At 37.2% G+C, this 14,911-nt stretch carries 12 protein-coding genes; 6 read left to right on the forward strand and 6 right to left on the reverse strand.

The features are described from left to right. The first annotated feature begins 136 nt into the window (after positions 1-136). Together QL995_RS00155 and QL995_RS00160 are read left to right on the forward strand one after the other, a co-directional pair. Positions 137-1,603, forward strand: coding sequence for a methyl-accepting chemotaxis protein (locus QL995_RS00155; protein WP_007581837.1), 1,467 nt, complete (start codon positions 137-139; stop codon positions 1,601-1,603). Then, the gene (locus QL995_RS00160) at positions 1,587-2,111 is read left to right on the forward strand and encodes a DUF6436 domain-containing protein (protein WP_290291411.1); all 525 of its coding nucleotides are present in this window, start codon (positions 1,587-1,589) and stop codon (positions 2,109-2,111) included. Before QL995_RS00155 ends, QL995_RS00160 begins: the two co-directional genes overlap by 17 nt. Before the next feature lie 60 nt (positions 2,112-2,171). Here the strand turns inward: QL995_RS00160 and QL995_RS00165 are convergent, their stop codons facing one another. After that, a complete protein-coding gene (locus QL995_RS00165; RefSeq protein ID WP_076924201.1) occupies positions 2,172-2,729 on the reverse strand; it encodes a TMEM165/GDT1 family protein in 558 nt (185 codons plus the stop codon). Between the two features lie 342 nt (positions 2,730-3,071). Here QL995_RS00165 and QL995_RS00170 point away from each other — a divergent pair, with 342 nt between their 5' ends. After that, positions 3,072-3,266 carry a (2Fe-2S)-binding protein gene (locus QL995_RS00170; protein WP_002960627.1) on the forward strand — a complete coding sequence of 65 codons (195 nt, stop codon included), beginning with the start codon at positions 3,072-3,074 and terminating at the stop codon, positions 3,264-3,266. A 66-nt stretch (positions 3,267-3,332) separates the two neighbouring features. Here QL995_RS00170 and bfr (QL995_RS00175) read toward each other — a convergent pair whose 3' ends face one another. The 5 genes from bfr (QL995_RS00175) to QL995_RS00195 form a co-directional block, all read right to left on the reverse strand. After that, entirely contained in the window at positions 3,333-3,797 is a 465-nt protein-coding gene (bfr, locus tag QL995_RS00175) for a bacterioferritin (RefSeq protein ID WP_010554007.1), read from the reverse strand. A 12-nt stretch (positions 3,798-3,809) separates the two neighbouring features. Beyond that, positions 3,810-4,280 carry a bacterioferritin gene (gene bfr, locus QL995_RS00180; protein WP_002958985.1) on the reverse strand — a complete coding sequence of 157 codons (471 nt, stop codon included), beginning with the start codon at positions 4,278-4,280 and terminating at the stop codon, positions 3,810-3,812. Positions 4,281-4,544: 264 nt separating this feature from the next. Continuing rightward, positions 4,545-6,680 carry a TonB-dependent receptor gene (locus tag QL995_RS00185; RefSeq protein ID WP_290291418.1) on the reverse strand — a complete coding sequence of 712 codons (2,136 nt, stop codon included), beginning with the start codon at positions 6,678-6,680 and terminating at the stop codon, positions 4,545-4,547. Between the two features lie 72 nt (positions 6,681-6,752). Then, positions 6,753-7,823, reverse strand: a complete 1,071-nt coding sequence (locus QL995_RS00190) for a PepSY-associated TM helix domain-containing protein (protein ID WP_290291421.1) — start codon at positions 7,821-7,823, stop codon at positions 6,753-6,755. Positions 7,824-7,937: 114 nt separating this feature from the next. Beyond that, positions 7,938-8,804 (reverse strand): cation diffusion facilitator family transporter, encoded by an 867-nt coding sequence (locus tag QL995_RS00195; RefSeq protein WP_290291425.1) that lies wholly within the window; start codon positions 8,802-8,804, stop codon positions 7,938-7,940. Positions 8,805-9,055: 251 nt separating this feature from the next. Between QL995_RS00195 and QL995_RS00200 the strand changes: the two genes are divergently transcribed. The 3 genes from QL995_RS00200 to QL995_RS00210 all read left to right on the forward strand — a co-directional run bounded on the left by QL995_RS00200 (position 9,056) and on the right by QL995_RS00210 (position 14,900). Beyond that, on the forward strand, positions 9,056-13,819 hold the full coding sequence (locus QL995_RS00200) for a PAS domain-containing protein (RefSeq protein ID WP_290291427.1): 4,764 nt from the start codon (positions 9,056-9,058) through the stop codon (positions 13,817-13,819). Between the two features lie 12 nt (positions 13,820-13,831). After that, positions 13,832-14,314 (forward strand): GNAT family N-acetyltransferase, encoded by a 483-nt coding sequence (locus QL995_RS00205; RefSeq protein ID WP_290291429.1) that lies wholly within the window; start codon positions 13,832-13,834, stop codon positions 14,312-14,314. A 79-nt stretch (positions 14,315-14,393) separates the two neighbouring features. Then, positions 14,394-14,900, forward strand: a complete 507-nt coding sequence (locus QL995_RS00210; RefSeq protein WP_007582333.1) for a hypothetical protein — start codon at positions 14,394-14,396, stop codon at positions 14,898-14,900. Positions 14,901-14,911: the final 11 nt, after the last annotated feature.

Here is a 14,911-nt window from a genome sequence, read left to right on the forward strand (position 1 = left end):
TAATGTAAATTAAATGTATTATTTTTTGATGTGTCGGTAGTTTATTATTGTGTTCAGTAAACTGAAACTCGTTTTGATACGTATATTGCAGACTGCTTTATAAAACAACAATGCAAACAACAATTTTAAGGTTCTTATGTCTAGTATTGGCCGGTTATTTACAATTATTTTTAGTCTTTTGTTTGTCGAATCTATCGCTATTGGCTTGTATTTCGACACATTAGCGCAGGCCTTTATGATAGGTTTGCCATTGTGTTTATTACCTATATGGCTTTTAAACACACAAGGGGATAGTCCTGTTACCCCGCATGTGGTAGCTGCCGCTATAATGATGTTTTCTTTTTTGCATATTCAACAAACTTTTGGGTTGATTGAAGTCCATTTTGAAATATTTATTTTAATGCCCATGTTAATTGTTTTTGTACAGTGGCGAGTGTTTATTACTACAATTGTATTTGTAGCTGTTCATCATTTATCTTTTTATTATTTACAAACTCAAAATACAGGATTTTATGTATTTGACCCTGATAGGCTTGCTTTTACTACGGTGCTTATTCATGCTGGATACGCAATAGTTGAAGTGTTAGTTGCAGGCTACATTGCCGTAATGTTGCAACGCGAACGTCGTGCGGGCCTATCTTTAAGTTATGCGACAGAGCAAATCATGCAAGACCCTGAAAATATTAAACTCTCTCTTCGTGCTGATGACACTAAAAGTGAGGCTGTAGCAGGGTTTAACACGTTACTAGATTACTTATCTGATGTTATTAAGCAGGTACAAACTCAATCAGAATCACTGCAAAAAAACTCACAAGAGCTTATTCATGTTCATGATCAGTTGGCGGGTGGCGCAGTACAGCGTACACAACAAACTGATGATATTGCTAATTCTGGTGCTCAAGTTGCTAATGGTTTTAAACTTGTAGAAGAAGAAAGTGAGGTGCTTAAGCGTCAAGTAGACCATATCACACAAGCTGCGAGCGATGCATTAAAAGAAGTACTTCAAACAGATGCTAAGAGTAGAGAGCTGTTAACACTACTTAACCATACCGAAGAAAAAATAAACCACTTAGTGGCAGCGGGCGATGTTATTTCAGGTCTTCTTAATGAGATATCAGGTATTGCCGAGCAAACTAACTTACTTGCTTTAAATGCCGCTATTGAAGCTGCCCGTGCAGGCGAACATGGTCGAGGTTTTGCTGTTGTTGCTGATGAGGTAAGATCTTTGGCTAACCATAGTAAAGCAACAACAGATAAAATTAGTCTAACATTAAAAGATCTTGTTAATAATAGTAAAACGTCAACACAATCAATGAGTCAGTGTGTGAATTTTGTAGTCGATTTAACAAGTATTAGTGCTGCAATGAAAGAGAATATTTCAGCAATGAGCGAGCAAATAGCCGCAGTATCTTCAAGCTCTGACTCAGTTGCACAAGTTGTAGCTGAGCAGGCAGGTAATACTGAATTAATAGCAAGCAGTACTGATACTATGCGCCAAAATCAGTACCAAGATACGCAAATAGTGCAGCAGTTAACCGCTAAGGTGCAGTTAATCGATGTAAGTATTGATGTGTTAGAGCAAAGCATTGCCAAGTTTAAATAAATCTAACACTTTCGTATTTTCGCTTATAGCTACATGGCTTATTTGTGTTGTTGCAGGGTTAGTTTATTTTCAATTAGAGCAGCTTAAACCGTTTGATAGCTCAAAAGTTTTATTGCAAAAACACTGGTTTAATAACTTTAAAAAGCAATTGGATTGGGTTGATACTGGTGAGCCGTCTTTAGTGCTTATAACAGAAAAAAAATGCGGGTGTACTATACAAGCTAAGCCGCATATTTCATCGTTAACCTCTTTTGCTGCCAATAAAGCTATGAAGGTTGTACAAGTTGAATTAACACCAAAGCTTAAACACGTTATTCCGGCAACGCCTGCCGCCGTTATTATTAATAAAGGTGGTGAGTTTGTGTATGCAGGGCCGCTCTCTGAAGGATTAGCTTGTGCGCAAGGAAGTGGTTTTGTTGAAACTGCGGTCACTAATTTAGCTGCAGGTTTTAATTCCAACCTTTTAATTACGCAAACCAAGGGATGTTACTGTGTAAATAATGCATAAATAACGTATCGATAAACTAAAGCTCGCACTTAAATCAACAGTTGCGAGCTTTAACATTGATTAAATTGTAACTAAGCCATAAATACCTAATGACACAAACACACAAGCAGCAATAGCACGTACGGTGTTTAGAGATATTCTTTTTAGTAATGCATTTCCGGCGTATATAACAGGCACGTTAGCAATTAGCATACCTAACGTGGTTCCTACTGTTACCCAAAACACAGACTGATATTGTGCGCCTAATAGTACGGTGGCTATTTGTGTTTTATCACCAATTTCTGCAATAAAAAATAATACAAAAGCGACTAAGAAAGCCCCGTAGCTATCGTATTTACTACTTACAGCTTCGTCTTTGTCTGGAACTAATAGCCAAAGGCCAACAACAATAAAGCTGATGTTTACAAGCCAAGGTAAATATTCAGAAGAAAAACTATTACTTAACCACTGCCCAAACCATGCTGATAAACCATGATTGAGTAAGGTTGCGGCTAAAATACCAAGAATAAGCGCGCCTTTATTACGAAAACGGGCGGCTAACAGGAGCGATAAAAGCTGGGTTTTATCGCCTATTTCGGCAAGTGTGACAGTGACGGTTGAGGTTAAAAAAACTTCCATTATTGATTCTTACAGGCGGGAATACTAAACCAAGGCAAACAACTATCTCCCGCCATGAGGATAGTGTCTACCTAGGTCTCGCCGATAACGCTTGCTACAACATTACAAACTTACCATGCACATGAGGTGCAATTATGTTGATAAGTTTACTCATTACTGAGCGGGCTACTCCCCTAAGAGGCGGGCATTATTCCATAACTTTATTTTTAGGTAAATATAGTTAAGAGAACAAATACCATATTCTAATAAATAATTTATATTTATTAGTGAGGAAGCTATTGATAACAATTGTCGTTTAGATTAGTATGCATCTATTGATTGTAATTAACACGGTTTGTATTGATGTATATTTGTCTTTGTCACGGTGTGACCGATAAAAAAATTGAGCAAACAATTGACGATGGTGCAACGACCATGCGTGAATTAACTAAAGAGCTTAAAGTAGGCAGCCAATGCGGTAAGTGTTGTGGTTGTACTAAAAAGATCCTTAATCGCAGACTTATTCAGATTGCTGATGTAACGGATCAAGTTGCTTAATTACATATAAAAACTTAGATATAAAAAAAGCAGCTTTTTAGCTGCTTTTTTTATGCTTGTTACTATTTACAGTTGAGACTGCAAGTAGTTTTTAATACCCGTATTTTTAATAAGTAATTGTTGGGTTTCTAACCAATCAATTTGCTCTTCTTGTTCATTTAAAATGTGATCAAGGGCTTCTCGGGTAATATAATCTTTTTTGTTTTCAGCCAGTTTAACTGCGCTACGTAACTCATCAATAGTATCGAGTTCAAAACCCATATTAGCTGCAATCATTTCTTCGCTGTTTTCACCAATACGTAATCGGCCTAAATCTTGAAGATTTGGTAAGCCTTCTAAAAACAAAATACGTTCGATTAAACGATCGGCGTTTTTCATTTTTTGAATTGATACTTTGTAATCTGCTTTGTCTAGTTGAGTGAAACCAAAATCTTTAAACATGCGTGCATGTAAAAAGTATTGGTTAATACCAACAAGCTCATTAGCGAGTACTTTATTAAGCGCTGCAATAACGTCTTTATCGCCTTTCATAATATGCTCCTACTAAGCCATTTGTGCTTGATGATAATTTTCAGAACCAATCTTATCAATTAAGCCAAGTTGTTGCTCTAACCAGTAAACATGGTCTTCTTCGGTATCAAATAACAGTTTTTCTAAAATGCTACGAGATTGATAATCTTGTTGTTCTTCACATATTGCGATGACGTCTTTAACACACGCAACTACTTCAAGCTCTAGTGTTAAATCGTTTTGCATCATGCTTTTTACATCGTTACCGATAAGTAAATCACGGCGCTTAGTCATATTTGGTACACCTTCTAAAAACAAGATGCGCTTAATAAGCCAGTCTGCGTGATCTTTTTCTTCTTCCATCTCGTGGTTAAGGCGTTCGTATAGTTTGTTTAAACCCCAGTCGTCATACATGCGCGAGTGTATAAAATACTGATCGATTGCTGCTAATTCGTTAGCTAACAATGTATTAAACGCATCGATTACTTTTTGATTACCTTTCATGATAAATCGCCTTAACTATTTCAATTGTATGCAGTGTAGTACAAATAGCCTATATTGCAAGTTTTCTCTATAAAAATCATTGCGTTACTATTGGTTTTGATTCTTATTTAAGTTTGCGTTACTGCTTGGTTTATGGACAGTTTTTTATTTGCATTAGCATCTAATACAAGATCATGATTGATAGGAAAAAGCGAGACGTTTATTTATGCGGGATTTGTTGAGCATATAGGCATGCAGGGCATGCCTATAACGTGCGCTTATTTGTTAAAATTGATATTTAGCACCCAGCGTTGCGGTTGTGCCTAATCCTTTAATGTTATATCCACCGTAGGTGTAAGCCTGTGCGCGGGCAGGGTAGTAATCACTATTGAATAGGTTTTCTATTCCAAAATACCCACTCCATTGAGCGTTAACATTGTATTGGCCACTTAAGTTGAATGTGTTGTAGCTACTAACAGGGCCCTGATCGCCAGAGTATTGGCCCTGTGCATTTTTATCAAAGCGCTTTCTGTCGCCTACATATAAAAAGCTCATTGCAAGCGATAGCTCGTCATTTGTTTGCCACGTTACATTCGCTGTTGCTTTAGGTGGGCTAATTTGGCTTGCGCCTAGATAGTCATCAGCTTCGGTGTTTTTACCTTCTACGTAACTATATGTGGCGCTTAACTTAAGGTCTTGGGTAATAGTGTAATTAACTAACCCTTCGTAACCCCATATTTCTTGTGGTGCACGCACAGGTTCGTAAACTCCCGTTACTTCATTATACTCATTACTAGTACCAAGCTCTGAGGTACTTCTGTAAAGAGCAAATTCAAAACGTACGTTTTCAAACTGTGAGGTAAAACCAACTTCGTAATTGTCGATTATTGAGGCTTGTGTTTGAATAAGTGCAATGTCGTCAACGGTTGCAGCGCGAAGTAAGCGACCAATATCAGAAATATCAGAGCCCTGTGAGTAGCTAAAAAACGGGCTAAAGGCATCTGTTAAGTTATATTTAATACCGGCGTTATAAGTTGTTGCATCGTAATTAATGGTGTCGCCACGCACATTTAATGGTACTGAACATTGCGATGCGGTTTTGCAAAGTTTTAGCGTTTGGTAGTCACTTACGCTCAAATCAATGCTTTCTTTTCTTACACCCGCTTTTACAATAATGTCGTCGTTTATTACCCATTTGGTTTGTAAAAAGCCTGCGACACTTTCCATGTCCATTTCTGGCACCCACACACGGCCATCTACTAAAGGTTGCGATGTTTTATCGTTTAAGGCATCAATACCGTAGATTAGGGTGGCTGTTACGTTTTCAAAATCAAACTGACTATTAAATGTAGCTCTGGCACCTTGCTTGTCTGATTTAATAACCGATTGACCACCGGTATAACCTTCATCAAGATTGGCTAAAGCGGTTGAGAAAAAGAATACGTTTTCTATATTTTGTTTATACAGATCGAGGGTCATTTGTGTGTTTTCAAACAGCGCGTAATCAACATATTTTAGGGTTATATTTTCGTTGCCTTCTGGGCCTTGCGGCTTACCTTGTTTTTGAAGCTCTAAGGGGACGTGTATAGCGTATGTTTTTTCCCCTATATTGCCATCGCCAGTAACATCGCCTAAATCAGTTTTTTGCTGTGAGCTGTAAAAGTTATAGCTAAACTGCAGTTGCTTTTCGTCGTCAAAATCATAAGTTAGTTTGGTAAAATAGTTTTGAGTTTCAGAATCAGATAAACCATATTGCAAGCCTAAAATATCGCCCTCTGCATCGCGTTGTACGCCGTTTTCTTCATAGCTTGCCGTTAGCAGGTAGCTTAGTTGGTCGAGCTTACCGTTTACTGCGGCTGATACTCTACCGCCGCCACTTTCTGCTAATTTAACAGCGCTAAAGCGGCTTGAAATACTTATTTCACCTTCCGGTTTACCATCACTGCGAGCCTGTTTTGTTATGTAGTTAATAATGCCACCTGAGGCACCATTACCATAAATAGACGTTGCGCCTTTTATGACTTCAATGCGCGCTATGGCACTTGCATCAAGCGTTTTTACGCCTAAAGAACCATTACGAAGAGGTGTTGATTGCGGTACACCATCAATCATTATTAATGGCGCACGGCCGCGTAGTGTTTGCCCTGAATTACTTGAACTGCCAGTATCTGGGGCAAGGCCAGGAACCATTTGCGCGAGTAAGCTCCCCAATTCTGAGCTTACTTTTAAATGCTGTTGTATTTGTTGCTGATTTATAACGGTAATCGAGGCAGGTACTTCGTCAATGTTCTCTGATATGCGGCTGCCAGATACAATGACATGCTCTAACTGATCAGAAGTGTATTCATTTTTATTATTTTCATTTGCTAACGTGTTAGTACTTATTGCAATAGCAATAAGGCAAAGCGAAGTTTTTAACATAGAGTGTCTTAGTTGATAACAATTTACGTAATGGTAATTATTATCAACTAATGACGCAAGTGTTAATGAGATTTATTTCCATTTATGGCGTTTTAACCAAAAATATACACCGCTTACAATAAAAAATGCGAGTGAAAGGGCTATTAATAACCATAAAAACTGCACAATAGGACCTGCAAAATCACCAATGTGAAACTTATACTTAAAGTTCCATGCTTGTGTTGTGAAGTTGGTTTTACTGGCGTCAAATGAGTTTAATACTTTACCAGTAAATGGGTTAATCCAAACCCAGCTGTAAGCGTGGCTTTCGCCAGGGTTTTGCATTCTCAGTGCAATTGCTTCGTCATCTTTTTTAGGTAAGTAAATTCTATATACTTTACCATCTGGAAATACGTTCTCTGCATTTTTAATTGCTTGATTGTAGTTTAACGCAGTTTGAGAAGGGGCTATTATTTTTGGCGCTTCAGGTCTTTGTTCTACTTTATTAAACGTTACAAATTCTAATACAGATTGAGTTTGTGTTTTCCAGTTAAATGCCATACCAGTAAAGGCAATAAGCATAAGGGGTATAAAAAAGTAAACACCAAGCACTGTATGTAATTGATACATGAGCACTCTAAATTTGGCTTTTGGTTTTATAGCTAAACGTTTAACTCTGTTTTTGGGCTTTACCCATAAATAAAAGCCGAGTAATACATTTATTAAAAGTAGCAATGCACATACCGACATCCAATTTCGAAAGGTTTTTTCACTCTTACTGTTTTCAAACAACAGCCAGCGATGCAATCCCATCGCAAACCCATAAATAGTATCTGTTGATTCATACACGTTTAGTACACTCCCTGAGTAGGGATCAACACTGGCGTAGTGTTTATTGGCTAACCTAAACTGCCATGCGGCGCTCGGTGTTTGCTCGGGCATAAAAAAAGTGATTTTTTGCTTAGTTTGACCTTGTACATTTTGTATAAGTTCATCGTAAGGCATTAAATTTTCTTGTGGTGTTACTTGCCATTTTGCGGGTTCTATTAAGTGCTGTATGTCTTTTGCATAAATCATAACAGCACCGGTTAAGCTCACTATTAATAAAAATAGTCCGCTAATAAGGGCAAGGCCTAAATGAATTCTACGTAACCAAAGTTTCAAAAACGGTATCTCATTATGAGTTAATGGCAATATTGTAAATGATAATACGAGCTGTTTTCAATTAAATAGTTATGTATTTGGTTTAGCTTGTTATTAAGAACATTAAATTGGGCTTTAATTTGCGATTGGTCGGATCTCTATTATGCAATTTTCGATATTAAAATTGTCGTGTAAAAAGCTTTTTATTGTTGGCAAATTAATTAAGTGCTGAGTGCTAATAACAAGCTCACAATAATTTTCTTTATCATCTAGTTGCCAAAGCTTAATGCTAACTACCGATTCGATATTAAATTCATTGCTAATAGCATGTGATATTGCGTGTGTATCAATGTTGTTAGGCGCTGCTTGCATTAAAATTTTGCAGCTTTGCTTTAATAGTAAAATGCCATGATAAATTACATAGATAGAAATAAGCACAGTGGCAATTAAATCAACAATATACCATTGGTATAAAATAATTAAGGTGCCTGCAATAATAACAACAATAGATGCCATTGCATCTGATACATTATGAATAAAGGCCGCTTTTATATTTATACTGTGATTTGCTCCCGCTCGGTAGGTTAAATATGCTGTTGCTAAATCAATTACCAACGCTATTGCTGCCACCCACACAACTATCCAGCCATTAATTGGTTGAGGGTTTAAATAGCTCGAAATGGCTTCAAAAATTAAATACACGCCAATTAATATTAATGTACTGCTATTAAAAAGTGTGGCAAGTATTTCAGCGCGTTTATAGCCAAAATGATGAGTGGCGTCAGCAGGTTTATTACCAACTTTACGTGCAACCAAGGCTATAAATATAGCGGCAGCATCACTTAAATTATGAAGGGCATCGGCTATAAGTGACAAACTGCCCGAAAATATCCCGCCAATAACTTGGGCTACGGTTAGCAATACATTAATAACCACAGCGACGGTGAGCTGTTTATTGCTTTGGTTTTCGTCTACATGACTATGTGAGTGATCGTGCGCCATAATGCCCTCAAACGCATTGATTAAATACTGCTTATATCACGAGGGGTTTAAAACAGCTACAGAAGTTGTAGCGTAAGCAAGCGTAATTATAAGTTAGTAATAAAGGCGTATTTTTTAAAAAATGTGAATTTAAGATTGTAACGCTAAATACCCAGTTTTTAAGGAGTTTACCGCTCAAAACTTGCGTCTTTATATATTTAGTGCATTAATGTAAGTAATATTAAATGATTATAAGTTGCTGGATATTAAGCATGGACAAAGGTTTAAATTTTGGTGAATTAACAGGTAAAGGACAGTCTGTTCGAAGTAAGTTAATTATAACCTTTATAATTATAGCCTTAGGGCCACTTTGTATACTTACGTGGTTTAGTCTTGAACATGTAAATAGCACGCTTAAACAAAATGCAGACACTGAACTTAACGAGCTTAATAATATAGGTAAGCAATTTGCTGATATTTGGTTTACAGACCATGTTAAAGATTTATATTTGCTTAGATCACAATTTGATATCAGCCCCAATAAAAAGCAAAAATTAATTAATCAATTTATTGAGCAGTATGACTTTGTTAATCATGTAGAGCTTATTGATGTAAACCGCGTTAATTCACTACCTTCATCACTTTTTTTAAATGTTATTAAAGAGCCGCGCTTTAATAACATACGTTCTGAGATTATAAATACAGGTAAAATCCAATTCCAGTCAATGACTGCCTCAGGGCGTGAATATCATATTATTGGCTTACCGATATTAAATGATGAAAATAAGTTACAAGCAATATTGCTAGCAGATATAAATTTAAATGGCTTATTAAATAATCTAAGTAAAATACACGCTGCTAATAAAGACATAACATTTTATGTTATGCACAATAATAAAATTCAAAAAAGTAATACTTCAGACGATACCCAACCATCATTTTTCTCTCAAAATGGCTCACCAATACAGCGTGTTTTTTCTTATATTGATAAAAATGAAGTCACTTTATATGGGTATATTAATTCATTAGAGTTTTTAAATGAGTCTGGCTGGCAGCTACTTGTATCAAAACCAAAAGAAGTTGCACTACAAGGTGCTAATTATTATAAGCAGCTCGCTGTATTTACTAATTCAGGTGCCTTACTGCTGATATTAACGTTGTCGTGGTGGTTTGGTCGCCGGCTGTCTCAGCCTTTAATTAACTTAGCTAAAATTGTCGAAAATATTACAAAAGGCGATTTAGTTAAAGTTCCAATAATAAACGATAGCATTGAATTTAATCAGCTTTCATTAGGCTTACGTAAGTTAGTAGCCGTAAAAGAAGAACAACAAAGTATATTACAAAAACAACGTTCGGCACTTCAAATTGCATTAAAACAATTAGCAGAACAAAAAAGTGCATTAGATGAACATGCCATTGTTGCGGTAACTGACTTACATGGCACTATTACTTTTGTAAATAAGAAATTTTGTGAGATCAGTGGTTTCGACGAACATGAATTAATAGGCGAAAACCATCGCCTTTTAAATTCAGGTAAACACGAAAAAGAATTCTTTAAAAATATGTACAAAACGCTTAAACGCGGTGATGTATGGAACGGGCAAATCTGTAATAAAGCTAAAAATGGTGGTTTTTATTGGGTAGATACCACCATTGCACCATTTCTAGATGAAAACGGTATACCACAAAACTATATTGCTATTCGTACCGACATTACAGCGCTTAAGTTACAAGAGCTAGAGCTTGAACAGCACAAAACACAGCTACAACTAGTGATTGACTCAACAGCAGTGGGTATTTGGGATTGGTACATTGATACTAAAAATGTGACATTTAATAACCGCTGGGCCGAGATTATAGGTTACAAGCTCAGTGATATTGAACCTTGTACTATAGATACTTGGTATACCTACGCTCACCCAGATGATTTAGCTATGTCGGAGAAAAAACTTCAAGCGTATTTTTTCGGCGAGACTGACTATTATGTTAGTGAAGCCCGCATGAAGCATAAAAATGGTCATTGGATTTGGGTACTCGATACTGCAAAAATAGTTGAGTGGAATACCGATGGCTCTCCAAAACGCATGATCGGTACCCATTTAGATATATCAGATCGAAAATCTACAGAGCTTGAGCTACAAGGAAGCCGAGACAGATTTGCATCTTTGGTATCAAATATCCCTGGCATTATTTATAGATGTAAGTTTGATGACAAATTAAGCATGCTTTACATGAGCGAGCAAGCGAGTGAAATTACCGGTTATTCACCCGATGAGTTGATACACAATGAAGACCTTTGCTTCTTTGATTTAATATGTGAAGACGATTCTCAAAAAATAAAAGATGAAATTGTCCGTTGTGTTAGCGCTAAGCAATCATGGTCTGTTGAGTATAGAATTAAAGCCCGCGATGGCTCTTTGCATTGGGTAAACGAAAAAGGCCAAGCGATTTACGCAGATGATGGCAATATATTGTATTTAGATGGATTTATTTTAGATATTACAGAACGTTACAATACACAATTAAAAATAAGCCGTCAGCAAAGCCTGCTTGAATCAATGAGTAAGCAAGGACAGATTGGTGCATGGGAGATGGACCTAGATGCGCATACGCTTTATTGGTCTGATGAAGTTAAAGTTATCCACGAAGTACCAGAGGGATTTGAGCCGAGGATAGATACTGCTATTGATTTTTATAAACCAGGAATACACCGAGACACTATAAGTACCTTATTTGAATGCGCTGTGACTTTAGGTGAAAGCTGGAGTGTAGAGCTTATTATTTTGACCTATTCGGGGCAAGAGCGTTGGGTTAAATCAATGGGCCAAGCAGAGCTTAAAGATGGTAAATGCGTACGTGTTTTTGGCTCATTTCAAAGTATTGATGCACATAAGCGCCTTGAACTCGAAAGCGAAAAAGCAAACCGCTATAACAAAAATTTAGCCGCGCTTACAGTCGCACCTGAAGTGCAAAATAGTGATGTAGAGCAAGTTAAAAAGCTAGCGGTTAAATCTATGTGCGAAGTGCTAAATGTTGCACGTGCGTCGGTATGGATTTTTAACGATCAACGAGATGTAATGACATGTCATAGTTTATACATAGATGGACAAGGGTTTGTAGATACAGATGCCGTTTTAACTGCTAAAGACTACCCTGCATATTATAGCGCCATTTATAAGCAAAACTTAGTAGCCATTGATGATGTTTATACGCACCCAGCAACTGTTGATTTTATAGAAGCGTATACAAAGCCATTAAATATTAAATCGATGCTTGATGCAGTAATAGCAACTGGTGATGGTAATTTAGGTATTTTGTGCGCTGAAACGGTAGGCGAGCATCGCAATTGGACACAAAGTGAAGAAACGTATCTTCGATCATTGGCTACTTTAGTGGGAAGTACTTTAGTTTCTCAGCAACGTAAAGTAATCAGTGAGGAGCTTAAAGTAGCGCTTGTAAAAGCAGAAGATGCAGCCATTGCCAAGAGCCAATTTTTAGCAACCATGAGCCATGAAATAAGAACGCCAATGAATGGTGTACTCGGTATGCTAGAACTTGTTCAATTAGAGTCACTCCCTAAACCAATAGAAACAAAAGTAGGTATAGCCAAAACAAGTGCGCATTCTTTATTGGGTGTAATTAACGATATTTTAGATTTCTCTAAAGCCGAAGCGGGTAAAATTGAACTTGAAGAGATTAACTTTAATGGACGTGATTTAATTGGCGAAGTTGCTGCCGCACAAGCATTGACTGCTCAAGAAAAAGGTATAGAAATAATTTTAGATTTGGTAGCGCTAGAGCCTTCGCAGTTATGCGGAGATCCTGGGCGCATTCGACAAGTACTTACTAATTTGCTGAGTAACGCCGTTAAGTTTACGAGTAAGGGCGAGGTTGTGGTAAGCGCCAAAATTAATAAAGTGGCTCAAGGTTTAGAATTTGTTGCAAGTATAAAAGATTCAGGCATAGGAATAAGTGAAGAAAAGCAACAGCAGTTATTTACCCCTTTTTCTCAGGTAGATGCATCAACAACGCGTGAATACGGGGGCAGTGGCTTAGGGCTGGCTATTTGTAAGCAGCTTTGTGAGTTAATGGGAGGAGCAATTTCTCTTACAAGTGAAGCAGGTAAAGGGAGTACCTTTACCGCCACTATAATGTTAACTCCGGGAGATCAAAAAGAGCGTTATATTCCTAATATTAATATGGAAGAGCTAACAGTTTTAGTTGTTGACGATAACGAGACAAATCGAATTGTAATTTCACAACAGCTTGAACATTGGGGCGCTAAGGTTGCACTCGCATGTGATGCACGCGAAGCACTTGATATGTGCGCGCAGCAATATAAAGATAAAAGTTGCATGTACGACATTGCAGTGCTTGATATGCAAATGCCAGGAATGGATGGCATAGAGCTGTGTAAAGCACTAAAAGCACATGAACATTATAAATCAATGCCACTTGTAATGATGACTAGTATTGCAGGTATGGAAGGCGCGCAGCGTTATTCTGATGCTGGCTTTCAGGCATATTTTCCTAAACCAGTAACCACTGCCGATTTAATTTCTGCACTGTCGGTTATAACGAGTAATGATGCAGGCGAGACGCTCCCACTTGTTACGTCAGGCTATATTTCGTCACTTAAAAAAGAAAAGATGCAGGAGTCTTCCCAAATACTACTGGTAGAAGATAATCCAATTAACCAACAGGTGGCTAAATTAATGCTCAAAAAGCTTAATTGTGACGTTACTATTGCTGGGAATGGCCAATTAGCGATTGATATATTAGAAGCGCATGATTCAGGATACTTTAAGCTCGTACTTATGGATTGCCAAATGCCAGTTATGGATGGTTTTGCAGCAACCGCTGCTATTCGTAAAGGCGTGGCGGGCATACAGCATAAAAACATTAAAATAATCGCTATCACCGCAAATGCAATGAACTCAGATAAAGAGCGTTGTATAACAGCTGGAATGGATGATTACTTGAGTAAACCTATTCAATTAGATATTTTAAAAGATAAATTAGAACAGTATATTTAAGGTAAAAATACAATGAGCCAACCCGTTACAATACGTGATGCAAAACCAAGTGACGCAAAAACAATTTTGCACTTTATTACCGAACTTGCCATATATGAAAAAGAACCAGATGCAGTAAAAACAGACGAGCAGGCAATTTTAGATACTCTGTTTAGTGAAGGTGCAACTGCGCACAGCATAATTTGTTTAGAAGGTGATGAGCCAATTGGTTTTGCGGTATATTTTTATAATTACTCTACCTGGTTAGGTAAAAATGGCCTATACCTTGAAGATTTATACGTAAGCCCAGATAGCCGTGGCAATGGCGCAGGTAAAGCCATTATGAAGCACTTAGCTAATAAGGCGATTAGTAATAACTGTGGGCGTTTTGAATGGGTAGTGCTTGATTGGAATAAACCCGCTATCGATTTTTACAATAGCATTGGTGCAAAGCCTCAAAACGAATGGATTATATATCGCTTAACAGAGCAGGAATTATTAGACTTCGCCAAATAGTTAATGAAAATCATTTGCATTTAGTTTTGTGGGTGTGTAAGTTAAATACACACTCATAAATAAACGTGCAGATGATTATATGATCTCAAGTCAAAAACAACCCCACTCAGATTTACTTTATCTTGATCAAGCATTGAGCCCTTGGCAGTCAAATATAATGCAAGGTAATTATGCATTTGAACAAGGTGCACTTCTCGAAGCCCGCGATAAATACTTATTAGCTAAAACACTTGCAGATCATCTTCTTCAGCAATTTTTATATGCTCAGATTAATAACACTGTCATTCATGCTATTGAGCACTGTATACCCGCACTTGTTGTTGCGTCACATAATTTAGCTGATACCTATATAGCTATGCAACAGCCTGAAAATGCATGCAAATGGCTATGCGAAGTACACTTAACACTCTCTTCATTAATTAAGCATACTCATTACGATATACAAAAAGTGAGTAAGCATCATTACATTAAAACTTCCTCTGAACTTGTATCATTTGCAAGACGCTATCATTTTTTACCTGAGCTAATAGAGCAAGTGAATTTTTGCTTATGCTCTAAAGATTCAACAAACAGCCTGCTACATTAAAATAAAGGAGT

The sequence above is a fragment of the Pseudoalteromonas sp. APC 3358 genome (assembly GCF_030408075.1).
Taxonomy (GTDB): Bacteria; Pseudomonadota; Gammaproteobacteria; order Enterobacterales; family Alteromonadaceae; genus Pseudoalteromonas; species Pseudoalteromonas arctica.